This is a genomic window from Falsihalocynthiibacter sp. BN13B15 (assembly GCF_041205415.1).
Lineage (GTDB): Bacteria > Pseudomonadota > Alphaproteobacteria > Rhodobacterales > Rhodobacteraceae > Falsihalocynthiibacter > Falsihalocynthiibacter arcticus.
The window spans coordinates 13753-36584 of sequence record NZ_JBGFCE010000014.1 but is presented as its reverse complement, the minus strand read 5'-3'; the positions used below and the strand labels follow the sequence as shown (position 1 = coordinate 36584).

The following is a 22832-nucleotide window of genomic DNA, read 5'->3' as shown; positions in this document are numbered from 1 at the left end:
CCCGTTTTACAAATGCCCTAGGGCGGTCAGAATACGCATCGGCGTCATTGGGGTTTGGGAAACACGTGCCCCCGTCGGGCGCAGCGCATCATTCACGGCGTTCATCGCAGCAGCGCCAGCAGCCGCGGTTCCCGCCTCCCCCACGCCCTTCGCGCCAAGGATTGTATCCAGCGTCGGTGTTTCGATATGGGCAATTTCGATGTCGGGCATTTCGCCTGCCATCGGCACCAGATAATCAGCCAAAGACGCGTTTACCATCTGGCCCATGTCGTCATACAGGCACTCTTCGAAAAACGCGGGTCCGAGCCCTTGGACCACGCCGCCCCGAATTTGTTCATCGACCAAAAGCGGATTAATAATACGGCCACAATCCTCAACGACCCAGTGTTTCAGCAAACGCGTGACACCGGTTTCTATGTCAACTTCGACATAGCTGGCCTGAATACCGTTCGTGAAATCAAACGGATAGCCCGTCGGCGCGTAATGTTGTGCGACCGTCAGCGAATGGTCGCAGCCCTTTGGCAGAGTATCCGGACGATAGGTTGCAATGCGGCCAATTTCGGCCAGCGTAATCCGCTCTTGTTGCGTTGCCGTGTCGACCACCGCCCCATTAGCAAGGGACAGCAGGGTTGGATCCGTTTGCAGGATGGCCGCAGCCAAGGTCAGGATCTGTTCCTGTAATTTGCGCCCAGCCCGCAAGGCAGTTTCCCCGCCAATGCCCGCGCCGCGACAGGCCCATGTTGCCCCGCCGCTTGGCGTTGTGTCTGTGTCTCCGGTGGAGACTTTCACCTGATCGGGCGTTACGCCCAACTGGTCTGCGATCACTTGGGCGATGATGGTTTCGGTGCCCTGCCCTTGTTCTGTCACCGAGATCGCGCAATACACGTCTCCTGCGGGTGTCAAACGCACCACCGCACCGTCTTGCGCCGAAATACGCGCGCCGCCGACGCCATAGAACGTCGCGCCCGGGTTGGTAATTTCCACGAAGGGCGCGATGCCAATGCCGCGATAAATACCCTGTGTGCGCAAAGTAGCTTGTTCTTCGCGCAGCGCGTCATAGCCCATCAAATCACGTAGTTTTGCCAAGCTCGCCTGATGTGACAGCTTTTCAAACTGATATCCGGTCGCAGACACATAGGGATACGCGTCATCGGCCACCAAGTTGCGCTGGCGCATCTCAAACGGGTCCAGCCCCAACTCTTCCGCTGCCAGATCAACCAACGCTTCGGTGACGGCACAGGCAATCGGGTGGCCAACAGCTCGGTATTGGCTGGTCTGCACCTTGTTTTGAAAAACGACAGACAACCGTCCGCGATAGTCCGGCATCTGGTAGGGAGCGCCCATTAGGCGGATCACCTGATTGCCCTCGGCCACACTGGTGCGCGGATAGCTTGAGAACGCGCCTATTTGCGTCATGTCATCGACATCCATCGCCAGAATGCCGCCGTTTGAATCGAGCGCCATACGGGCCTTAACACGGTGGTCGCGGGCATGGATGTCTGACAAAAAGCTTTCCAGCCGATCCGCCACAAAACGTACCGGTCGCCCCAGTTTCAGACTGGCAGCAACCGTTGCCATTTCCTCGTGATAGACATGCAATTTCATTCCGAACGAGCCGCCAACATCGGGCGCGATCACGCGAACTTTACCTTCGGGCAGACCAAAATGGCGGGAATAGACGTCCTGAAACTGATAAGGCGTTTGGGTGCCTTGATGCACATTCAACTGTCCTGTTGAAGGATCAAAATCTGCGACAATCGCTCGGGGTTCAAGTGAGACAGCCGTGTGGCGTCCAAACGTGAAGTTGCCTTCGACGACATGCGCAGCACTTGAGAACGCCTCCTCCAAACCGGGCGTCTTCAGCACCGTTTGAAAACACAGATTGCTGTCGAGCCCTTCGGCCGCCAGAGGCGACCCGCCGACCAGCGCTGCCTCGCCATCGACAACCGCGTCTTCATCTTCGATGTCCAACATGACCAGCTCGCAGGCGTCTTCGGCCTCGGCACGGCTGTGCGCCAAAATCATCACAACCGGATGCCCTGCCCAAAGCACTTCTTTCTCGGCAAGCAGGTTTTGCGCCCCGCTTTGCATGCCTGCGAAGTGATCAAGAACACCGGTCCATGGCGCGCACATATCGTTTAACGTTTCGGCCGTGAACACGCGCACGACACCGGAGGCCGCAGCGGCATCCGAAACGTCGAGTTCAACGATCTTGCCTTTGGCCATCGGGCTGCGCACAAAGGCGACATGAAGCATGCGCGGCAGCACCAGATCGGTCACAAAACGCCCACGTCCGGCCAAATGGCGCAGGGCATTTTCCCGCCGATGTGATTGGCCAATATGACCCTTGGAGGTTGTCATTGCACGCCCTCCACCATTTTTGACCGTCGCTCAGCCGTGGCCGAGATCGCATCGACTATCGCCTCATAGCCAGTGCAGCGACAGTAATTTCCCGACAAGGCATCCCGTATTTCCGAGCGTGACGGCATGGAGTTTTGCGACAACAAAGCATGCGCTGACATCAACATGCCGCTCGTGCAAAACCCACATTGCAGCGCATTGCGATCATGGAATTGTTCTTGCAGGTCTGCGACCAGCCCGCTGTTGTTTAAACCTTCGATCGTCTCGATATTTTGCCCTGCAACCTGCACCGCAAGAACCAAGCAGGCGTGCACCGGAGCGCCGTCCAGCAACACCAGACAGGCCCCACAAGCGCCCATTTCACACCCCAAATGCGTGCCCGTCAAAGACAGGTTATCGCGCAACACATCCGCGAGACTGGTGCGCGGCTCAATCGCTTCGCGGACGGCCTCTCCGTTCACGGTAAAATTGATATCGGTTTTCATGCTACCGCCTTTAGATTTGCCAGAACTCGGCCCAGTAACACGCGTGCCAAGTGGACGCGCATGCTGGCGGGAAACTGTGGATCATCAGATGGATCAAGATCATCACCAAGCGCGGCCTGTGCCGCGGAAATCGATGCGCCATCCAACGCCCGCCCCATCAAAGCCGCCTGCGCTCCAACAGCGCGCGTTGGTTTATTTCCGACGGAGAACAAAGCGATACTGACGTCTGTTATTGTGTTTTCTACGGACACGACCTGGACCGCAACTCCCACCATTGCGTAATCTCCACGTCTTCGGGCGATCTCATCAAACCCAATCATTTGCCCCGCCACAGGGTTGGGCACGTATATTGCCTGCAGGATTTCTCCGGGCTCGATTGCTGTTTCATAGATGTTGCGGAAAAACGCATCCGCTGGCACGCGACGCGTGCCTGTTTGCGACGCAATTTCAAGCTCGGCCCGCATAGCGACAGCCGCTGCGGGAAACTCGGAAGCCGGATCTGCATGCGCCAGGCTCCCGCCGAGAGTACCGCGATTGCGGATGGCGGGATGTGCGACAAACGGTGCGGCGGCGGCGAAAAGGGGTGCATGTGTTGCGATCAACGGGTCGTTCATCGCCTGAACGTGGCGCGTCATAGCGCCAATACGAAGCCACCCATCCTGAAGCGAAATGCCAGTCAGCGCTTCGATATTGGCAAGGTCAATCATCAACGACGGAGCTTGTAAGCGCAATGCCATCGACGGCATCACACTGTGCCCTCCCGCAAGGTAAACCGCATCACCGTCCATACCTGCATAGGCCGCCATTGCGTCTAAAACGCTTTCGGCCCGCATATATTCAAATGCTGGTGATTTCATGTTCCCCCCTCAATTTCAGCCCTCCAGCCGAAGTTGTAACCATCTGGTCACTTTTGATAAGCGAGAGGAAGATGGTCCGTCAAGAAAAAAGTGACCACTTGGTTATTTCATTAAGTCGGGCTATACTGAAAGAAACTTAAGTGAGAAATTTATGGCAGGTTCAGACAACCCAACAATCGCCGCGCAACCGCGCCGTAAAAACATGCGCCGCGAGGACCGCGAGAAATTGATAATCTCGGAAGCGGTACGGTTCTTTGCTGAATGTGGGTTTGAAGGGCAGACCCGCGAACTTGCAAAACGAATGGGGATTTCGCACGCTGTGATCTACCGACATTTCGAGAGCAAAGACGCGCTGATTGAACGGGTCTATGACCATATTTATGTGAAGCGGTGGAACCCCGATTGGGAGCCATTGGTGCTGGACCGCAGCCTCAGTCTGCAAGACCGACTGACCCAGTTCTATATTGAATACGCTGCGCGTGTGTTTGACTATGACTGGGTCCGGATTTTTGTATCCTCTGGGCTGAAATCTTATGGTCTGACAGAACGTTACCTCGACATCATCCGCACCAAAATCATTCGTCCTGCCGCGATGGAACTCCGTTGCGAGCTTGATCAAGGTGCGAACACCGCCCCTCTGAGCGAAGCAGAACTCGAGCTTTTTTGGGGGCTGCACGGCGCCGTGTTTTATATCGCAATTCGGAAATACATTTACGGCGAACCCGTTGAAATTGAGGTTGAACTCGCGGTTGCAAACACAGTGAAGACTTTTTTCAACGGGGCTATGACGCTCCCCTCACAACCCTTTGAAGATGCGGCACAAGTTCAACGCATATCGTCGTGACAAGATCCCGAAGCAAACGCACCCGCCGCGTCAGACCCAAGGCTTGAAGCGCTGGATTACTGGGGTTGAAATAGCAGTGCCAGATTTCTCCCTCGGGTAGGGCGCGTTCCGAGCTGCTGCCGATCTGTGCAGCAACGCCCATAGAACCGCTAAACTTGAACGGTGGTTGGCAATCTGCACCCACATCAAAGTTTTCACTCCACTGAAGGGTCAACGGAATTATTTTTTCCTTAGTTTATGCGTGAAGGTTCGAGGCAAGGGCTATCCGTTGCTCTTCCTAACGAGAGACGCCGAGGTCCAGCGTCTCTTGTGCCATGTCAGCGGCGAGTTTTAAGATGTCGTCTCGGGGTGTTCCGCGCTGCAATTCCACGCGAAGGGCGGAGACATTGGCTTGATAGCGCCGCGCGAGGCGCATGGGGTCTGCGTCGTGCGGCAGCTCTCCCACGGCAAGGGCCGCTTTGAAACATTCGGCGAACCCAGCACACATTTGATCAAGGTAGTGTTGCGATGCCGCCGCGATTTTGGGGTCGGTTGAAGCGGTATCAAGAACCGTTTTCATCAGCATACAGGCCTGTCGCGATGGATCTCCCTGCGCAAGGCCCGCATAATTTTGAAACTGCGCGGCCAACCCCGTAAGGGGCGTTGTAGCCGTGGCCATTTGCTCGTAAAACCCTTTACGAGATGCTTCATAGTAGCGATCAATCGCCAGAAGGTAGAGGTTTTCCTTGCTTTCGAAAGCCGCGTAAATACTTCCGGGTTTCATGTTTAACGCGGCTTCCAGATCTTTCAAAGACGTTGCATGGTAACCCTTGCGCCAAAACACAGCCATGGCCGCATCAAGCGCTGCATCCCGATTATAATTTGTGGCGCGCGCCATGGGTTAGCCTCTCATTTTGGCAAGCTGGGCAAGAATACTTGTGTAATTATCCACGTCTTGTGCCCCTGTGACAAGGTGTTTGCTGTCGAACAGCAGGACAGCGAGAGAGGTGCCTTTGGGCAGCAGGTGGATTGCCGGAGCGGTCTCCCTCCCCGGCAATTTATTATTCAGCAGCGATGGCTGATTTCTTTTCCCAAGCGAATTTTTGGAACACTTGGTCGACAGGCGTTTTTGCAAAATGATTGGTGTAGTTTGACATCAACTTTTGCGCAGCCCCTAGAATGATTTCAAGGATGTTGGTTTCTGTGAAGCCCGCGTCAAGAAATGCTTGTGTGTCGGCATCAGCTACAAAGCCACGGTCACGAACCATCACCAAAGTGAAGGTGCGCAAGGCTTCAAGCTTGGCTGTCGGCAGAGGCGTTTCGTCGCGCAGAGCTTCCGTGATGGCGTCGTCCACCTTCATCATCTTGGCGATTCCCGTGTGGGCAGGCACACAATAGTGGCAATTATTTTCAACGTTGATCGTCTGCCAAACAACAGTTTTCTCTTCATCGGTCATCGTTGTCGCCATGAATTGCTGGTGGGCAAAGTTGTATGCGGCGAGCAGTTGTGGCGCTTCGGCCATTGTGCCGTGCAGGCCTGGAATGCGACCGTTGTTTTTAAGGGAGGTTTCCAGAAGTGGTTTGCCGGCTTCGGGGGCGGATTCGATGGTGTGGATCGGGAAGTTTGTCATGGAGTATCCTTTCAAGCGTAGGTTTTCATTTTCGCTGGGATGGACATGACAGCGTTTGAGTGGTTGCTCAATAGATACTTTGAGTGATCACTCAAACGTGAGACGCCAATATTCGACAGGGATCGCCAAATCCCGCCGCCTGCTGATTAAAGGGCTTGGCCGTCAGCACCTACAGGGATATCACGTCCCTCAGATCACCTGAAGGAACTGCCATGAACGCCACCGTTGACCGTATTGCCCGTAACATCGCGACCGACATTGGCGCGCGCCCTGAACAGGTTACCGCGACGGTTGCCTTGCTGGATGGCGGCGATACGGTTCCCTTTGTTGCACGCTATCGCAAAGAGGTCACAGGCGGACTAGACGACACGCAGTTGCGCCGCCTCGCCGAGCGTCTGAGCTATCTGCGCGATCTGGAAAAGCGCCGCGCCAGCATCCTGAGCGAGATCACCAGTCAGGACAAACTCACCGACGCCCTCGCGCGCGCGATCACGGCGGCCGACACCAAAGCGGTACTGGAAGACCTCTATCTCCCCTTCAAACGCAAACGCCGCACAAAAGCGATGATCGCCCGCGAAAATGGCTTGGAGCTTCTGCTGCGCGGCATTCTAAATGATCGTGCCGCCGATCCGTCGGTCTTGGCAAAGGGATACCTATCCGAAGCCGTTCCAAGCGAAAAAGACGCCCTATTCGGCGCGCGCGACATTCTCGCCGAGGAGCTTGGCGAAAACGCTGTCCTGTTGGGGCGTCTGCGGCAATTCATGCAGAAAGAGGCCCTCGTAACCTCCCGCGTCTGTAAAGGCAAAGAAGACCTCGGCGCCAAATTCTCCGATTATTTCGACTACAGCGAAAAATGGGCGACCATCCCCTCGCACCGCGCCCTCGCCATTCTACGGGCCGTAAAAGAAGAGATCGTGATCCTCGAAATCGCGCCCGACCCAGAAGCGGGCCTTGACCGCGTGGTCGGCATGGTCGCCGCCGAGATCGGCATTCCGGGCCAAGGGCTGGGCGATAAGTGGCTCCAAGACGCGGCAAGTTGGACATGGCGCCTCAAACTGAGCATGACCATGTTTATGGACTTGCTGACTGACCTGCGCCGCCGCTCCCACGTCACCGCAATCGAAGTTTTCGCCCGCAATCTGCGCGACCTCTTGCTGGCAGCCCCCGCGGGTGCGCGCGCGACCCTCGGCCTTGATCCGGGTATCCGCACGGGCTGTAAAATCGCAGTGGTGGATGAAACGGGCAAGCTTGTCGATACTGCCACGATCTACCCATTCCAGCCCCGCAACGACCTGCGCGGCGCGGAGGAAACCCTGCTCCACATGATCCGCAAACACAATGTCGCCCTGATCGCCATCGGCAATGGCACCGCGAGTCGCGAGTCCGAACGGCTGGTCGCGGACACCCTCAAAAACCTACCCGCAGGGTTCCCCCGCCCAAGCCCCGTCATCGTTTCCGAGGCGGGCGCGTCCGTGTATTCCGCCTCCGAATTGGCCTCGCAGGAGTTCCCCGATGTGGACGTTTCCATTCGCGGAGCAGTCTCTATTGCACGGCGATTGCAAGATCCCCTCGCAGAATTGGTCAAGATCGAACCTCAGGCAATTGGCGTTGGACAGTATCAACACGACGTCGATCAACGCCACCTTGCGCTCTCCCTCGCGGCGGTCGTCGAGGACGCCGTGAACGCGGTCGGTGTTGATCTCAACATGGCCTCCGCGCCCCTCTTGTCGCACATCGCGGGACTTGGGCCATCGCTCGCCCAAAACATCGTGGCGCACCGTGACGCAAACGGTGCCTTTGCCTCCCGCAAAGCTCTGCTGAAGGTCGCCGGACTGGGGCCAAAAGCTTTTGAACAATGTGCAGGGTTCTTGCGTATTTCCGGCGGAACAGAGCCGCTAGACGCCTCCTCCGTTCACCCCGAAACCTATGGCATTGCGCGCAAAATCGTAAAGGCCTGCGGGCGTGACGTGCGCGCGATCATGGGCGATAGCCAAGCCTTCGCAGGCCTGACCGCTGACCAATTCGTCGACGAGAACTTCGGCCTGCCGACCGTGCGCGACATTCTCTCCGAGTTGGAAAAACCGGGCCGTGATCCGCGCCCCGCCTTCAAAACCGCCACCTTTGCGGAGGGCATCGAAAGCATCACCGACCTCAAATCCGGCATGTCCCTTGAGGGCACGGTGACCAATGTCGCGGCCTTCGGCGCTTTCGTCGATATCGGCGTGCATCAGGACGGGTTGGTACATGTCAGCCAACTCGCCGATCGCTTCGTCAAAGACCCGCATGAGATCGTGAAAACAGGCGATGTCGTCCGCGTGCGCGTGACAGAAGTAGACGTGCCGCGCAAGCGCATTGGCCTAACCATGCGCAAGGATAACAATAACGAACCCGCCCCAAACAGCCGATCAGAACCCAAGCATAAAGCCAAATCCGTACCTGCCCCAAAATCGCAAGATGAAAGCCCGGGCGCCCTAGCATCGGCCTTGGCCGCGGCCCTAAAACGCTAAAAAGGAAGTGTCCTTTGTCGGCAGTGCCAGCACGCGAGGGGCCAGTATTGTCCTTGTGTAATGCAATGTGAGGGTTAAGCTTGGACGTGAATTCAAGCGTTCCAATCCGCGCACCAATTATTCAGGGGGTAAACACCAATGATCCAATTGATTGATTCCGGCTCTTCAGACCAACTTGAAGTTCGCTTTAGCGGGCTGGTCACGGCCTCCGACTATGAGTCGGTTCTCGTCCCGGCGATCGAGGAGGCTTTGCGGGAAAACGACCATGTTCGCATGTTGGCCGTTCTCGACGAGGATGTGTCCTATGACGTTGGCGGCGCTTGGTCCGACCTAAAACTCGGCCTCAGTCATTGGCGGGGATTTGATCGCATCGCGGTGGTCGCAGGCCGTGGATGGATGCGTTCGGCGATGGGCGCATTTGCACCGTTGGCGCCCTGCCCAGTGCAAATGTTCGATCCATCCGAAAGTGACACGGCACGACGTTGGCTCAGGGAATCTCTGGGAGCGATGCACATCCGCGACCTCGGGGGAAATGCGTTTCAGTTGCAACTCTTGGGAAAACTCGACCCCGCAAGTTACGCGAATACGGCAGCGGATTTGGACGCGCGCACGCGTGGGCTCGACAGGTTTTGCCTTCTTTTGGATCTGCGGGAATTTGACGGCTGGGAAGGGATTTCCGCCCTCTCCGCCCACCTAGGCTTTGCTCGCGCCCATGCGCCAATGGTTCAAAAACTGGCACTCGTTGGCAATAGCGCTTGGCAACGTCTTGCCGAACGCATTGGCGGGACGTTTCTTGAGGCGGAAACCCGATTTTTCGAAGGGGCGGATTTTGAGGCCGCCAAAGATTGGCTAACTAAGCAGTAGGCCATTTGGGCGCAAATCTACTTTTCGAAGGGCGATTGTCGTGATGGGCACGCCAAAACGGGCCGAGCTTTCCAAAGAGAGACAAGTGATCGTCGCCGAATCTGAACAAGAGGCCGCGGAATATGAGCGCGCGCTCAATGCAGAACTTGAGGGTGAACACCTTCAAGCGCTCAAAGACAGTGGCATGAAAGTAATCGAAGACGCGTTGAAGTAGAATGTTGAAAGGGCTGGCGTGAATCGACCGAATGGTTGGCGCGGTGCTTCAGTCCGTGGCCCTTGCTGGTATGGCCGGACTCACAGCCGTGATCGCCCTGCAAATAATCTCACGGGGGTCTTTCACATCTGTGAGGTGGACGGAGGAGGCGCACGTTTCCTTTTGATCTGAGGGACGTATCTCGGTGCTCCGCTGGTTTTTCGACCAGGGCGGCCTCACCATCGTGTCGGTTTTGGCAGGCATTTTCTTTATTGCGATCTCGGGTTCTGGGGCCGCGACTACGACGGCCGTTGTCGTGGTCATCCCCCTTCTGTTCCGATGATTATCAACGCAGAGATAGCGCTGGAAACGGTCGCAAAACTGCTTCCACTGGCTTTATTCAGGATGTTGCCATGGCATGGGCCTTATTTTGGTTGCGCTTACGCGGAGGCACCGCCGCGCCTATCCGCGCCGCGCACCGTTCAACGTCTCAACCATCGGGCGCAGATTTCGCTCCGCAAGCTGGGGCTTAATGGAACCGCTGATCATTCTGGGCGGAATATTTTCGGGCGTCTTTACCCCGTCTGAATCCGCCGTCGACGCCGATTATTCTGACACCGATGTTGCTGCCCTTCGCGGCACAGCTTGGGATCGATGCGGTGCATTTTGGCATTAGCGTAGTCTATCTCTTCAATGGGTTCGTGCCTCTGGTATTTCCAGGGGCCGACCCGATCGCTCACAGCGCGTTTGCCGACAGCGCGGCTATGACTCTGGCCCGCAGTTCCGCCGCAATTGGGCTGCTCTGAACGTTTTTGAGCTGAATGAGGTGGTACGGGGAAATGATGATGGATTGCCGTATTTTTATCGACCGAATCCCCCCCACTTTTGAGCTGACCAAAAGGTTGGCCACTTCGCTCGAAATCGGCGAGATTGAATCGCTGTTTTGCACATAGGCAATCATCACCAACAGCGATGGCGTGTTGATAATCTCGGCAGGTAGGGCAACGCCGTTGGCAAAAAACGTCTCCTCAACGGCCTGTCGCATCGGTGTGCCAGGGGCTTGTGCAACCCAATTGTACCCCGCCAAATCCGTAATGCTCGGCGCTTTAATCTTCGCGAGGGGATGCGCGGCGCGGATCAAAAACTCTACGGTTTCGACCCGTCCATGCTGAATATCAAACATGCGCGGATCGTTTTCCGGCGAAACGCGCGACAGGATGAAATCATAGTCGCCATTGACCAAGCCCGCCATAAGCACATCGCTTGGACCCACCTCAATATGCACGTCCGCCCCCCCCGAGCCTAGCATTAGAGACTGAATTGCAGGCACAACATAGGCCACAGCCGCGCCGGTTACCGAGCCAACCCGAACCGATCCCTTTTTGCCCGTCGCAAACGCCCCAACTTCATTCACGGTTGCCGCTAATCCCTGCAATAGGCTCGTTGCGTGGCGCACAAGCACCGCGCCAATCGGCGTCGCGATCATGCCCTTGGGGTTGCGCACAAAAAGCGGCTTACCAACCATGGTCTCGATTTCCGCTAGCATACGCGACGCCGCGGGTTGGGTAATGGCGAGTCGATCCGCCGCAATTGAAAGTTGCCCCACCTCGTTAACAGAATGGATTAGCCGCAGGTGGCGGAGCTGAATGCGATTGAGGAGATCTTTCATTCCTTGTTGATACCAATAATGGTATGAATATGTCAATTATTGTAATTTGATTGTTATATCAAAACCAGCCTACCTTCCCCGTCAGGCAGCACATGACTGTCGGAGAAAAAGCCCTGTTTAGGGGCCTGATGGGTCGAACCTACGATCTATCAGCTTTTGGGAGGAAGTTATGAAAAGACGGACATTTGGGCTCACTGCCCTCGCACTCAGCACAGCCCTCGTGGCCATGCCAACCTTCGCCGCAGAAAAAGGCACCATCGGCATTGCGATGCCAACCAAGTCCTCGGCCCGTTGGATTTCGGACGGCGACTCCATGGTCGAACAGTTCGAAGCAGCAGGCTATGATGTTGACCTGCAATATGCAGAAGACGACATTCCAAACCAGTTGGCCCAGATCGAAAACATGATCACCAAAGGCGTCGACGTGCTTGTGATTGCGGCAATCGACGGCACAACACTCTCTAACGCACTCGAAAACGCAAATGCTGCGGGCATCAAAACCATCGCCTATGACCGCCTAATCCGCGACAGCGAGTATGTCGATTATTACGCAACCTTCGACAACTTCAAAGTTGGCGTGCAGCAAGCAACCTCGGTTGTGGACGGCCTCAAAGAGCGTTTCCCCGACCAAGACACATGGAATGTTGAATTGTTTGGTGGCTCGCCCGACGATAACAACGCCTATTTCTTCTACAACGGCGCGATGTCGGTTCTTCAGCCATTGATCGACGCGGGCACAATCAACATCGTTTCCGGCCAAATGGGCATGGACACGGTCGGCACCCTGCGTTGGGATGGCGCCGTTGCACAATCGCGCATGGATAACCTGTTGTCCGCACATTACACCGACGCCACAATCAACGGTGTTTTGAGCCCCTACGACGGCCTTTCCATCGGTATTCTCAGCTCACTCAAGGGTGTCGGCTATGGCTCTGGCGATTTGCTTATGCCCATCGTTTCCGGCCAAGACGCCGAATTGCAATCGATCAAATCGATCATCGCAGGCGAGCAATATTCAACCGTTTTCAAGGACACCCGCGAACTTGCACGCGTAACCGTGGGCATGGTTGAGGCCCTTCTTCAAGGCGGCGAACCGGAAATCAACGACACAACCACCTATGACAACGGCAAGAAAATCGTGCCGTCATATCTGCTGGAACCCGTCTCGGTGGACGGCTCCAACTACGAAGCGATTGTGATTGATTCTGGCTATCACAAAAAAGACGACCTCTAGGTCACGCGCAGTTTAAGAAGGCCTGTTCCGCCTGCGTGTCCTGCGGGCGGAACAAGCTTAACTATGGGGGAGAAAACTGTGCAAACACTTCTGGAAATGCGAAATATCACCAAGACCTTTCCAGGGGTCAAGGCGCTCGACAGTGTAAATCTGGTGATCAAAGAAGGCGAAATTCACGCGCTTGTTGGCGAAAACGGAGCGGGGAAATCGACCCTAATGAAGGTACTTTCAGGGGTTTATCCCAAAGGGACCTATGAGGGCGACATCCATTTCGAGGGTCAAGTCACCGAGTTCTCTGGGATCAGTGACAGCGAAGCGCTCGGCATTATCATCATCCACCAAGAACTGGCCCTTGTGCCGCTTCTCTCGATTGCCGAGAACCTATTTATTGGCAATGAGTGCGCCACTAAAGGCGTGATCAATTGGCCAGAAACCTATCGCCGTACCGAGAAACTGCTCAAGAAAGTTGGCCTGAACGAAGCCCCCGCCACCCCGATTGATCGGCTGGGCGTGGGCAAACAACAGCTTGTTGAAATCGCCAAGGCGCTATCCAAGGACGTGCGCTTGCTTATCCTCGACGAGCCAACAGCCGCGCTTTCGGAATCTGACAGTCAGGCGCTTTTGGATCTGTTGTTGGAGCTGAAGGCCGAGGGCGTGACCTCGATTATCATCAGTCACAAACTCAACGAAGTGCGCCGCGTCGCCGATACGATCACCGTCATTCGCGACGGGGCGACCGTCTCGACGCTCGATGCCCGCACCCAAGATATTTCCGAGGACCAGATAGTGCGCGATATGGTGGGGCGCGACATGTCGCAACGCTATCCCGCGCGGCCACGGCGCGCCGACGAGATGCTGATGGAGGTGTCCGACTGGAACGTTTTCCACCCCGAACATGCTACGCGGCAGGTCATCAAGGACATTAATTTCCACGTTCGCGCCGGCGAAGTTGTCGGCATTGCGGGCCTCATGGGTGCTGGCCGCACCGAACTCGCCATGAGCATTTTTGGCAAAAGTTACGGCCAGAATATCTCGGGCAACGTGAAGCTGCGCGGCAAGCCGATTTCAACAGCCACCGTGCCCGACGCGATCAAAAACGGCTTGGCCTATGTCACCGAAGATCGCAAGGAATTGGGCTTGGTGCTTGAGGATTCGATCCTGCACAATACGACCTTGGTGAACTTGGATGATGTTTCAAAAAACGGCATTCTGAATCACGCCGAAGAAAGCAAAGTCGCCGAGCGCTATCGCAAAGCCATGAACATTCGCACTCCGAGCGTTTTTCAGAAAGTGATGAACCTGTCGGGCGGCAACCAACAAAAAGTTGTGTTGTCAAAATGGCTCTTTGCCGGTCCCGAAGTTTTGATCCTCGATGAGCCAACGCGCGGCATTGATGTCGGCGCGAAATTTGAGATTTACGGGATCATCAACGACCTCTCGGCGCAAGGAAAAGGCGTGGTGATGATCAGTTCCGAAATGCCCGAACTGCTGGGCATGAGTGACCGGATTTACGTCATGAACGAAGGGCGATTTGTCGGGGAACTCTCCGCCGCCCAAGCTAACCAAGAGCGCATTATGTCGCTTATTGTAACAGATTAGGACCCAGTCGCATGTCGCAAACAGCCACAAAATCCGCCAAAGACAGCGCAAGCATGGGCCGCTATCTCCTTGGTCACATGCGCGAATACGGGCTGCTTTTCGCCCTCATCGCGATCATGGGTTTCTTTCAAATCGTCACGGGGGGCGTTCTGCTCAAACCCGTGAACATCACCAATCTGTTCCTGCAAAACAGTTATATTATCATCATGGCGCTTGGCATGTTGATCGTGATTGTGGGCGGCAATATCGACCTCTCGGTAGGCTCTGTTATGGGGTTTATCGGCGCTTTGGCCGCCGTGATGATCGTCAATTATGATCTGCCTGTGTTTCTGGCAATCCCGTTGTGTCTGGTTTTTGGCGCGCTGATTGGCGCCGCCCAAGGCTATTGGGTTGCCTACTGGAATATCCCAAGTTTTATCGTGACGCTTGCGGGGATGCTGGTGTTTCGCGGCCTGTCGCTTTGGCTGTTGGAAGGGCAATCCGTCGGCCCCTTCCCCAAATCGTTCCAGCTGCTTTCCACAGGATTTATTCCCGATTTGTTTAACGTCGGACGGCCAAATGTCACCGCCCTCGTGGTTGGGATTATCGCCGCTATGTCCATCCTGTGGCTTGGTCTGCGCAAACGCGCGCGCAACACGTCTTATGGCATTGAGGACGAACCGCTGAGCTTTTTCATCGCCCGTAATATCATTGTTGCCGGTGCGCTGTTGTTCGTTGCTTACAAACTTTCGACATTCCGTGGCTTGCCGAACGTGTTGGTCACAATGGGCGTTTTGACTGTGATCTACGCCTTCATCACCGAGCAAACCACCATTGGACGGCGCGTTTATGCTCTTGGCGGCAACAACAAAGCCGCGAAACTTTCGGGTATTCGCACCGAACGGCTCACGTTCCTGACCTTCGTCAATATGGGTGTATTGGCCGCCTTGGCGGGGCTGATATTTGCCGCGCGCCTCAACACAGCGACGCCAAAAGCGGGCTTCGCGGTTGAGCTTGATGTCATCGCGGCGGTGTTTATTGGCGGCGCATCCATGTCGGGCGGCGTTGGTAAAATCGTCGGCGCGGTCGTGGGCGCGTTTATTATGGGCGTGATGAACAACGGCATGTCAATCATGGGGATTGGCATTGATTATCAACAAGTTATCAAAGGCCTCGTGCTTCTCGCGGCGGTTATCTTTGATGTTTATAACAAACAGAAACAAGGTTAAGGGCTAAGATTATGGCTTTCACTCCCGCAAAATGGCCCCGCAAACTGCGCTCGCAGGAATGGTTTGGCGGCACCAGCCGCGATAGCATTTATCACCGCAGTTGGATGAAAAATCAGGGGCTTCCTGCCGACCTTTTTGATGGTCGCCCCGTGATCGGTATTTGCAACACGTGGTCGCAATTGACCCCCTGTAATGCGCATCTGCGCGACCTTGCCGAACGGGTCAAACACGGGATTTACGAAGCTGGCGGATTGCCCCTCGAATTCCCCGTTTTCTCCCCCGGCGAGAGCACATTGCGCCCAACCGCGATGATGTACCGCAACCTCGCGGCGATGGATGTCGAGGAGGCCATTCGCGCCAATCCCTTGGACGGCGTCGTGCTTTTGTGCGGCTGTGACAAGACAACCCCTGCCCTGTTGATGGGTGCGGCTTCGGTCGATTTGCCCGCGATTATGGTCTCTGGCGGCCCGATGCTCAACGGCTGGTTCCGTGGCGAACGGGTCGGGTCTGGCACCGCGCTTTGGCAAATGTCCGAAGACATCAAAGCCGGCAAAATGTCGAAAGAGGACTTCCTCGAAGCAGAACAATCCATGAGCCGCAGCCCCGGATCGTGCAACACGATGGGCACGGCCTCCTCGATGGCGAGCATGGTCGAGGCCCTGGGCATGACGCTTTCGGGCAACGCCGCGATCCCCGCCGTCGACAGCCGCCGCCGCGTCATGAGCCACGTTACGGGCCGCCGAATTGTGGAAATGGTCAAAGAAGACCTTAAGCCGTCCGACGTTTTGACCCGCCAAGCGTTCGAGAACGCGATCCGCACCAACGGCGCGATCGGCGGCTCGACCAACGCCGTGATCCACCTCACCGCGATTGCGGGCCGTGTCGGCGTTGCGCTCAATCTCGACGATTGGGACACTTTGGGCCGCGACGTGCCGACCATCGTAAACCTGATGCCGTCGGGCAAATTCCTGATGGAAGAGTTCTTTTATGCGGGCGGCCTTCCTGCGGTGATCAAGCGTCTTGGCGAGGCGAATTTGCTCCACAAAGACGCCATCACTGTTTCTGGCGAAACCGCTTGGGATCAAGTGAAAGACGCGCAGAACTACAACGAAGACGTCATCATGCCCGCCGATGCGCCGCTGGCAAAACAAGGCGGTATTGCCGTGTTGCGCGGCAACCTTGCCCCCAACGGCGCGGTGCTCAAACCCTCCGCCGCCAGCCCGCATTTGCTGCAACATCGCGGTCGCGCCGTGGTGTTTGAAGACATCGACGACTATAAAGCCAAGATCAATGACGACGATCTCGATATCGACGAAACCTGTGTGATGGTCCTTAAAATGTGCGGGCCGCGCGGCTATCCGGGCATGTCGGAAGTGGGCAATATGGGCCTACCGCCGAAGGTCCTCAAAAAGGGCATTACCGATATGGTGCGCATTTCCGACGCGCGCATGTCGGGCACGGCCTATGGCACGGTTTTACTGCACACCAGCCCCGAAGCGGCTGCGGGTGGTCCCCTCGCGATTGTCCAAAATGGCGACATGATCGAGTTGGATATGAAAAACCGTCGCATCCATCTTGAGGTCTCCGATGAGGAAATCGCCCGCCGTCTGGCCGCATGGAAAAACCCGATCAAAGCCCCCGAAAGTGGCTATGCCAAACTGTTCTACGACCATGTTATGGGCGCGGACACTGGCGCTGATTTCGACTTTCTGCAAGGGTGTCGCGGTAACGCTGTTCCGAGGGATTCACATTAAATGACGACACAAATTTTCAAAGTAGGCATCGCAGGCGTCGGTAAAATTGCCCGCGATCAACATATTCCTTCAATCTCGGAAAGTGACCGGTTTGAGTTGGCGGCCACCGCCAGTCGCAATGCGACTGTTGGCGGCGTGGACGGCTATGAAAGTTTGGAAAGCATGCTTGCCGCGCGCCCCGATGTGACCTGCATTTCGCTCTGTACCCCGCCGCAAGTGCGCTACGCCGATGCGCGCCGCGCCCTTCTCGCGGGCCGTCATGTGATGCTGGAAAAACCCCCTGGTGCGACTTTGAGTGAAATCAATGAGCTGGTGTCTTTGGCTCTAACACAGGGTGTTTCGCTGTTTGCCACATGGCATTCGCGCCATGCGGCTTGCGTACAAATGGCCAAGGAATGGCTCAGTGACAAGACGATTGAGAAGGTCGATGTGATCTGGAAAGAGGACGTGCGCCGTTGGCATCCCGGTCAGGAATGGATCTGGGAAGCAGGCGGTTTGGGCGTGTTTGATCCGGGTATCAATGGCCTGTCTGTCCTCACCGAAATCTATCCTCGCGCAATGCACCTGTCCAAAGCCGACCTTTCGTTTCCTTCCAATCGGGACACACCGATTGCGGCTGATTTGACATTTATTGACCCGCAAGGCGTCGAAATCACCGCCGCGTTTGACTGGCGTCAGGAAGGCGAGCAATCGTGGGACATCCACATTCAAACCGCCGAAGGCAAGGCTGTTTTGAGCGAGGGCGGTGCCGCCTTTAGCGTTGATGGCGTCGAAATTGGGCGCGGAGACAATCTCGAATACCGCCACCTTTACGCCCGTTTTGCCGACCTCGTTGCGCAGAATGAAATCGAAGTTGATCTATCGCCAATGACCCATGTGTCCGACGCCTTCACGCTCGGGAAACGCTTGGTTGTCGATCCTTTCAACTGGTGACAAACCGCACTTATTTTCGAAAGACCTGATATGAAAACTCCCCTCACTGGCATTTTGCCCGTCGCCCCAACGCCCTTTCATGCCACGGGCGAAATCGATGTCGACGGCATGCGCCGCGTGCTCGATTGCCTGATTGATCAAGGCGTCGATGCGATTTGCATCTTGGCAAACTACTCCGAGCAATTCGTCCTCTCCGACGAAGAACGCGCCATTTTAACCCGCGTTAGTCTCGAACATGTTGCGGGTCGCGTGCCCGTCATCGTTACCATCAGCCATTTTTCCACCGACATTGTGGTCAAACGCGCTCGCGAGGCCCAAGCCCTCGGCGCGGCGATGGTGATGATGATGCCACCTTATCACGGGTCCGGATTGTTCCCCGCCGAGGCAGGCATTTTCGAACATTTCGAAGCCGCAAGCCGCGCGATCACCATCCCGATCATGGTCCAAGACGCGCCCCTCAGTGGCGTGACTCTCAGCGTCCCCTTGCTCACCCGCATGGCCGTTGAGATCGAAAATGTCTCCTACCTCAAAATCGAATGCCCCTTTGCGGCGGACAAACTCGCCGCCTTGATCGAAGCTGCAGGCAAGCACATCGTCGGCCCGTTTGACGGCGAAGAAGCGGTGACCCTTTTGGCCGATCTCGACGCGGGATGCACGGGGACGATGACCTCAGGAATGTTCCCCGAACACATCCGCCCCATCGTCACGCATTACCTCGCGGGCGACCACGCGGCAGCCCTTGCCCAATGGCAAAAATGCCTCCCCCTGATCAATCACGAAAACCGTCAATGCGGATTGCGGGCGTGTAAAACCGTCTATGCGGCGGGCGGCGTGATCAAAAGCGACTATGTGCGCCACCCGTTAAAACCCATGACCGAACGCACCAAAATCCGCCTTCTGGATTTGGCCCGCGACCTTGACCTAATTGCACTTAAGTGGGCGGGTTAGACCCTAAGTAATCACGTCTGGCTTTAGGCGGCCGATATACGATTGCATCTCGCAGATGGTCTGGGCCGCAAGTCGGACCTTTTGCAATGCGACCTGTGTATCCATCGTAAAATCCTCGCCTTGAGCCGCATATTGCTCGAGATAGAGCCTAATTGTGGCCCCTTGCGTGCCCGTACCCGAGAGCCGAAAAACCGCGCGCGCCCCACCCTCAAACCCGAGGCGCAGACCTTGGTTTTTGCTAACCGATCCATCCACAGGGTCCAAATACGAGAACTCATCCGCCGAAGAAACGGTCAGCCCAACATATTTCTGCCCGACCAGATCGGGCAGTTTTGCCCGCAGTTCCTCCATCAATTTGTTGGCCTGCTCAATGGCCACATCCTCATAATCATACCGCGAATAATAATCCCGCCCGAAGGTCTGCCAATGCTCGGAAACGATCTCCGCAACCGATTGTTTACGCACCGCCAGAATGTTGAGCCAGAGCAGCACAGCCCAAAGCCCGTCCTTTTCGCGCACGTGATTTGAGCCCGTCCCCGCGCTCTCTTCGCCACAAATCGTCACCTTGCCCGCGTCCAACAAATTGCCGAAAAATTTCCACCCCGTGGGCGTCTCATAAGACCCTATTCCAAGCTTTTTTGCGACACGATCGCTCGCCGCACTGGTTGGCATTGAACGCGCAATGCCCGCAAGACCGCCCTTATAAGCGGGGGCAAGATGCGCGTTTGCCGCCAGAATCGCGAGGCTGTCGGAGGGGGTGACATAAGCACCGCGCCCGACAATCATGTTCCGATCCCCGTCGCCATCCGAGGCCGCGCCCAAGTTGGGGGCGTCGTCGGACATCATCAAATCCATTAAGGGTTTGGCCCAGATCGGGTTCGGATCGGGGTGGCCTTTGCCGAAATCCTCCAGCGGAATACCATTGACGACGGTGCCCTTGGGCGCGCCCAAACTGCGCTCCAAAATCGCCGTGGCATAAGGGCCCGTGACCGCATGCATCGCGTCGAAACGCATGGTGAAGCCACCCGCGAACAGGGATTTGATCGCCGCGAAATCGAACAATTTTTCCATCAACACTTGATAACTTGCAACGGGATCGACCACCTCGACCACCATATCGCCAAGATGCGTTTGACCGACGCTCTGCAAATCCACGTCATTCGTCGCGACGATTTTATACTCAGCGATCGCCTTGGTCGCGGCAAAGATTTGCGCCGTGAGTTTTTCTGGCGCTGGCCCTCCGTTGTCGGCATTGAATTTCACCCCGAAATCTTCGTCAATCCCGCCTGGATTATGGCTCGCCGACAGGATAAACCCGCCATCGGTTTTGTTTAGGCGGATCAAATGCGAAGCAGCGGGTGTCGAGAGAATGCCGTCTTGGCCAACAATCACTTTGACCGCGCCATTCGCCGCCGCCATTCGTAAAATGACTTGGATCGTCGGCTTATTAAAATACCGCCCATCGCCGCCCACGACAAAAGTTTTTCCCGCGGCACCGCCGAGCGCGTCAAACGTCGCCTGAATGAAATTCTCAAGATAATGCGGCGTCATGAACACTTTGGTTTTTTTGCGCAACCCAGATGTGCCCGGCATTTGGCCTTCAATAGGCGTGGTTTCGACGATCTCGATTTTCATCTGGCTATCCCCATTTCTATGTTCAATTAACAGGTTCCTCATGCGCTTTGAGAATAAAGGCGATTACCGACTCAGCCGAAACAAGCGGCTCACTTTCCAATTCGCAAAACGCGCCCTGCGCGGCGGTGTCCGTGTCGATGCCGCGCGTCCAATGGCTTCCCTCGGGCGGGTCGGGCAAAACAACCGTCCGTTCTTCGAGCGTGCGATTGAACGCAATCAACACAACGTCGCTGTCTGGCTCAAAGTCCGGCGCTTCGGCGGAACAGCGCAGGATGAGGCAAAAGTTGGCCAGTTTTGGATCACGCCATTGCAACGGTTCACCCGCAAAATCCGTCCAGCTGACATCGTCGAAGCCGTCGCTTGGACGTGCTTCGCCGTGGAGGAATTGTGTTTGTCGCACCGAAAGATGGTCGCGCCGAAACGCTGACAGACCCGCGACAAAGCCGAGCATTTCAGCATCGGTTTTGTCCCAATTCAGCCAGCCCGTCTCGTTGTCTTGGCAATAGGCGTTGTTGTTCCCCTGTTGCGAATTGGAGAATTCATCGCCCGCCAGTAGCATCGGCGTGCCCTGCGACAGGAACAAAGTGGCGAGCATATTGCGTTGCCGCCGCGCCCGTTGTCCGCGGATTTGCGTGTCGTCGGTCTCGCCCTCAACGCCACAATTATCGCTGTAGTTCGAGTGGTGCCCATCGCAGTTATTCTCGGTGTTGGCCTCGTTGTGGCGCTTGGAATAGCGCGTGGTATCCGCCAGCGTGAAGCCGTCATGGGACGCCAGAAAATTGATCGACGACCAACTGCGCCGCCCCGTCCGGTCGAACTTATCCGCCGAGCCAAGAAGGCGCGCTGCTAACTCTTGGGTGCTATGCGCATCGCCGCGCCAATATTGCCGCACCGTGTCGCGATAGCTGTCGTTCCACTCAGAAAACTCATGCGGAAATTCGCCCAACCGATAGCCACCCGGCCCAATATCCCACGGCTCGGCGATCATCCGCACACAGGATAAAACCGGATCCTGACGCAGGGCATCAAAGAAACCACCGTGCCGATCAAACCCGTGTGCCTCGCGGCCAAGCGTCGTTGCCAGATCAAACCGAAAGCCATCAACCCCCATGCATTCGACCCAGAACCGCAGGCTATCCAGCACCATCCGTAACACATAGGGATGCGCCACATTCAGCGTATTTCCACAGCCGGTATCGTTCACATAATAGCGCGGTTGACCCGCGATCAGACGGTAATAAGAGGCGTTATCAAGGCCACGATAGCTCAATGTCGGGCCGCGCTGATCGCCCTCGGCGGTATGATTATACACCACGTCCAGAATGACCTCGATCCCCGCGTCATGAAACCGTTCCACCATTTGGCGAAAGCCTTTCAGCCCGTCGGGGCCAAAATAACGCGGCTCTGGCGCGAAAAACCCGATGGAGTTATAGCCCCAATAATTGCGCAATCCGCGCTCGACCAAAAAGCTGTCGTCGACAAAACTATGTACCGGTAAAAGCTCAACGGCCTGTACATTCAGCGCCTTCAGATGCGCGATCATCGGCTCTGACGCCAGCCCCTCATAAGTACCGCGCAAAGCTTCGGGAATTTGCGAATTGGTCTGGGTTAGACCCTTTGGGTGGGCCTCATAAATCAGGTCTTTATCCGACGAAATGTGATGGCCATTCTTCATGCCCTCAAACAAAGCGGGATCGGACACAACCGATTTTGGCACGTAGGGCGCACTGTCGCGGGGATCAAACGAAAGATCCCCTGCCGAGGACTCTTTATCATATCCCAAAGTCGCGGGATTAGTTGTCCAATCACCGAAAATCTCGCGGGTATAAGGGTCTAACAAGAGCTTATTGGCGTTAAACCGATGCCCCTGTTCGGGCGCATATAGCCCATGGGCGCGATACCCATACAGCGTACCGATGGGCACATCCGCCACATATCCATGCCAGATTGGGCCCGTGCGACAGGGCAAAGCAATACGCGCCGTTTCGCGCTTTCCGTCAGGCGAAAAGAGGCACAATTCGATCTTGCTCGCGTTCTCGGAAAACACGGCGAAATTGACGCCTCGGCCATCGTGATGCGCCCCAAGCCTATTCGAACTGCCGCCAGATAATTTTTGATGTTTCATAGGATG

General features: G+C 56.1%; 20 protein-coding genes and 1 pseudogene. 13 read left to right on the top strand and 8 right to left on the bottom strand.

What is annotated here, in order from left to right:
* Positions 1–6: 6 nt before the first annotated feature.
* Genes AB9F26_RS18470 through AB9F26_RS18460 form a run of 3 tightly spaced genes read right to left on the bottom strand, consistent with a single transcriptional unit; the run spans position 7 to position 3703 of the window.
* Positions 7–2361 carry a xanthine dehydrogenase family protein molybdopterin-binding subunit gene (locus AB9F26_RS18470; RefSeq protein ID WP_335585206.1) on the bottom strand — a complete coding sequence of 785 codons (2355 nt, stop codon included), beginning with the start codon at positions 2359–2361 and terminating at the stop codon, positions 7–9.
* The gene (locus AB9F26_RS18465) at positions 2358–2846 is read right to left on the bottom strand and encodes a (2Fe-2S)-binding protein (RefSeq protein ID WP_335585205.1); all 489 of its coding nucleotides are present in this window, start codon (positions 2844–2846) and stop codon (positions 2358–2360) included. The genes AB9F26_RS18470 and AB9F26_RS18465 overlap by 4 nt, the downstream gene beginning before the upstream one ends.
* Complete coding sequence (locus AB9F26_RS18460; protein WP_369768685.1) at positions 2843–3703, bottom strand: xanthine dehydrogenase family protein subunit M; 861 nt, start codon at positions 3701–3703, stop codon at positions 2843–2845. The genes AB9F26_RS18465 and AB9F26_RS18460 overlap by 4 nt, the downstream gene beginning before the upstream one ends.
* A gap of 151 nt (positions 3704–3854) precedes the next feature.
* Between AB9F26_RS18460 and AB9F26_RS18455 the strand changes: the two genes are divergently transcribed.
* Entirely contained in the window at positions 3855–4547 is a 693-nt protein-coding gene (locus tag AB9F26_RS18455; protein WP_335585203.1) for a TetR/AcrR family transcriptional regulator, read from the top strand.
* A gap of 277 nt (positions 4548–4824) precedes the next feature.
* Here the strand turns inward: AB9F26_RS18455 and AB9F26_RS18450 are convergent, their stop codons facing one another.
* Both AB9F26_RS18450 and AB9F26_RS18445 read right to left on the bottom strand, forming a co-directional pair.
* Positions 4825–5424 carry a TetR/AcrR family transcriptional regulator gene (locus AB9F26_RS18450; protein WP_369768684.1) on the bottom strand — a complete coding sequence of 200 codons (600 nt, stop codon included), beginning with the start codon at positions 5422–5424 and terminating at the stop codon, positions 4825–4827.
* 163 nt (positions 5425–5587) lie between these two features.
* Positions 5588–6157 (bottom strand): carboxymuconolactone decarboxylase family protein, encoded by a 570-nt coding sequence (locus tag AB9F26_RS18445; protein ID WP_335585201.1) that lies wholly within the window; start codon positions 6155–6157, stop codon positions 5588–5590.
* Positions 6158–6369: 212 nt separating this feature from the next.
* On the opposite strand from AB9F26_RS18445, the gene AB9F26_RS18440 reads away from it, so the two are divergent.
* From AB9F26_RS18440 to AB9F26_RS18415, 6 genes and pseudogenes are all read left to right on the top strand, one after another.
* Positions 6370–8664: a Tex family protein gene (locus AB9F26_RS18440; protein WP_335585200.1), complete on the top strand. Its 2295-nt coding sequence runs from the start codon at positions 6370–6372 to the stop codon at positions 8662–8664.
* A 138-nt stretch (positions 8665–8802) separates the two neighbouring features.
* The gene (locus AB9F26_RS18435) at positions 8803–9528 is read left to right on the top strand and encodes an STAS/SEC14 domain-containing protein (protein WP_335585199.1); all 726 of its coding nucleotides are present in this window, start codon (positions 8803–8805) and stop codon (positions 9526–9528) included.
* A gap of 43 nt (positions 9529–9571) precedes the next feature.
* The gene (locus AB9F26_RS18430; protein ID WP_369768730.1) at positions 9572–9742 is read left to right on the top strand and encodes a hypothetical protein; all 171 of its coding nucleotides are present in this window, start codon (positions 9572–9574) and stop codon (positions 9740–9742) included.
* 184 nt (positions 9743–9926) lie between these two features.
* A complete protein-coding gene (locus AB9F26_RS18425) occupies positions 9927–10064 on the top strand; it encodes a hypothetical protein (RefSeq protein ID WP_369768683.1) in 138 nt (45 codons plus the stop codon).
* A gap of 72 nt (positions 10065–10136) precedes the next feature.
* Positions 10137–10397 (top strand): annotated as a pseudogene (locus AB9F26_RS18420) (TRAP transporter large permease subunit); the annotation flags it as partial.
* Positions 10342–10527, top strand: coding sequence for a hypothetical protein (locus AB9F26_RS18415; RefSeq protein ID WP_369768682.1), 186 nt, complete (start codon positions 10342–10344; stop codon positions 10525–10527). The pseudogene AB9F26_RS18420 and the gene AB9F26_RS18415, both read left to right, overlap by 56 nt.
* Here the strand turns inward: AB9F26_RS18415 and AB9F26_RS18410 are convergent.
* Positions 10458–11390 carry a LysR family transcriptional regulator gene (locus AB9F26_RS18410; RefSeq protein ID WP_369768681.1) on the bottom strand — a complete coding sequence of 311 codons (933 nt, stop codon included), beginning with the start codon at positions 11388–11390 and terminating at the stop codon, positions 10458–10460. The genes AB9F26_RS18415 and AB9F26_RS18410 overlap by 70 nt on opposite strands.
* Before the next feature lie 169 nt (positions 11391–11559).
* Between AB9F26_RS18410 and chvE the strand changes: the two genes are divergently transcribed.
* From chvE to AB9F26_RS18380, 6 genes are all read left to right on the top strand, one after another.
* Positions 11560–12624 carry a multiple monosaccharide ABC transporter substrate-binding protein gene (chvE, locus tag AB9F26_RS18405; RefSeq protein ID WP_369768680.1) on the top strand — a complete coding sequence of 355 codons (1065 nt, stop codon included), beginning with the start codon at positions 11560–11562 and terminating at the stop codon, positions 12622–12624.
* A 78-nt stretch (positions 12625–12702) separates the two neighbouring features.
* Positions 12703–14223, top strand: a complete 1521-nt coding sequence (gene mmsA, locus AB9F26_RS18400) for a multiple monosaccharide ABC transporter ATP-binding protein (RefSeq protein ID WP_369768679.1) — start codon at positions 12703–12705, stop codon at positions 14221–14223.
* A gap of 11 nt (positions 14224–14234) precedes the next feature.
* Positions 14235–15431: a multiple monosaccharide ABC transporter permease gene (mmsB, locus tag AB9F26_RS18395; protein ID WP_369768678.1), complete on the top strand. Its 1197-nt coding sequence runs from the start codon at positions 14235–14237 to the stop codon at positions 15429–15431.
* An 11-nt stretch (positions 15432–15442) separates the two neighbouring features.
* Positions 15443–17185, top strand: coding sequence for an L-arabinonate dehydratase (gene araD / locus AB9F26_RS18390; protein ID WP_335585192.1), 1743 nt, complete (start codon positions 15443–15445; stop codon positions 17183–17185).
* Complete coding sequence (locus AB9F26_RS18385; protein ID WP_369768677.1) at positions 17186–18118, top strand: Gfo/Idh/MocA family protein; 933 nt, start codon at positions 17186–17188, stop codon at positions 18116–18118.
* A gap of 30 nt (positions 18119–18148) precedes the next feature.
* On the top strand, positions 18149–19066 hold the full coding sequence (locus tag AB9F26_RS18380) for a dihydrodipicolinate synthase family protein (RefSeq protein ID WP_335585190.1): 918 nt from the start codon (positions 18149–18151) through the stop codon (positions 19064–19066).
* Positions 19067–19069: 3 nt separating this feature from the next.
* Here AB9F26_RS18380 and AB9F26_RS18375 read toward each other — a convergent pair whose 3' ends face one another.
* Complete coding sequence (locus tag AB9F26_RS18375; protein ID WP_369768676.1) at positions 19070–20701, bottom strand: alpha-D-glucose phosphate-specific phosphoglucomutase; 1632 nt, start codon at positions 20699–20701, stop codon at positions 19070–19072.
* Positions 20702–20723: 22 nt separating this feature from the next.
* Positions 20724–22826: a glycogen debranching protein GlgX gene (gene glgX / locus AB9F26_RS18370; protein ID WP_369768675.1), complete on the bottom strand. Its 2103-nt coding sequence runs from the start codon at positions 22824–22826 to the stop codon at positions 20724–20726.
* Between the last annotated feature and the right edge of the window lie 6 nt (positions 22827–22832).

Bases quoted from the DNA above. Each gene is read 5' to 3' on its own strand.
- mmsB (WP_369768678.1), top strand. From the start codon at position 14,235: ATGTCGCAAACAGCCACAAAATCCGCCAAAGACAGCGCAAGCATGGGC.
- glgX (WP_369768675.1), bottom strand. From the start codon at position 22,826: ATGAAACATCAAAAATTATCTGGCGGCAGTTCGAATAGGCTTGGGGCG.
- araD (WP_335585192.1), top strand. From the start codon at position 15,443: ATGGCTTTCACTCCCGCAAAATGGCCCCGCAAACTGCGCTCGCAGGAA.
- AB9F26_RS18385 (WP_369768677.1), top strand. From the start codon at position 17,186: ATGACGACACAAATTTTCAAAGTAGGCATCGCAGGCGTCGGTAAAATT.
- AB9F26_RS18445 (WP_335585201.1), bottom strand. From the start codon at position 6,157: ATGACAAACTTCCCGATCCACACCATCGAATCCGCCCCCGAAGCCGGC.
- AB9F26_RS18455 (WP_335585203.1), top strand. From the start codon at position 3,855: ATGGCAGGTTCAGACAACCCAACAATCGCCGCGCAACCGCGCCGTAAA.
- AB9F26_RS18435 (WP_335585199.1), top strand. From the start codon at position 8,803: ATGATCCAATTGATTGATTCCGGCTCTTCAGACCAACTTGAAGTTCGC.
- AB9F26_RS18440 (WP_335585200.1), top strand. From the start codon at position 6,370: ATGAACGCCACCGTTGACCGTATTGCCCGTAACATCGCGACCGACATT.
- AB9F26_RS18430 (WP_369768730.1), top strand. From the start codon at position 9,572: ATGGGCACGCCAAAACGGGCCGAGCTTTCCAAAGAGAGACAAGTGATC.
- AB9F26_RS18470 (WP_335585206.1), bottom strand. From the start codon at position 2,361: ATGACAACCTCCAAGGGTCATATTGGCCAATCACATCGGCGGGAAAAT.
- AB9F26_RS18450 (WP_369768684.1), bottom strand. From the start codon at position 5,424: ATGGCGCGCGCCACAAATTATAATCGGGATGCAGCGCTTGATGCGGCC.
- chvE (WP_369768680.1), top strand. From the start codon at position 11,560: ATGAAAAGACGGACATTTGGGCTCACTGCCCTCGCACTCAGCACAGCC.
- AB9F26_RS18375 (WP_369768676.1), bottom strand. From the start codon at position 20,701: ATGAAAATCGAGATCGTCGAAACCACGCCTATTGAAGGCCAAATGCCG.
- AB9F26_RS18460 (WP_369768685.1), bottom strand. From the start codon at position 3,703: ATGAAATCACCAGCATTTGAATATATGCGGGCCGAAAGCGTTTTAGAC.
- AB9F26_RS18415 (WP_369768682.1), top strand. From the start codon at position 10,342: ATGTTGCTGCCCTTCGCGGCACAGCTTGGGATCGATGCGGTGCATTTT.
- AB9F26_RS18380 (WP_335585190.1), top strand. From the start codon at position 18,149: ATGAAAACTCCCCTCACTGGCATTTTGCCCGTCGCCCCAACGCCCTTT.
- AB9F26_RS18410 (WP_369768681.1), bottom strand. From the start codon at position 11,390: ATGAAAGATCTCCTCAATCGCATTCAGCTCCGCCACCTGCGGCTAATC.
- AB9F26_RS18465 (WP_335585205.1), bottom strand. From the start codon at position 2,846: ATGAAAACCGATATCAATTTTACCGTGAACGGAGAGGCCGTCCGCGAA.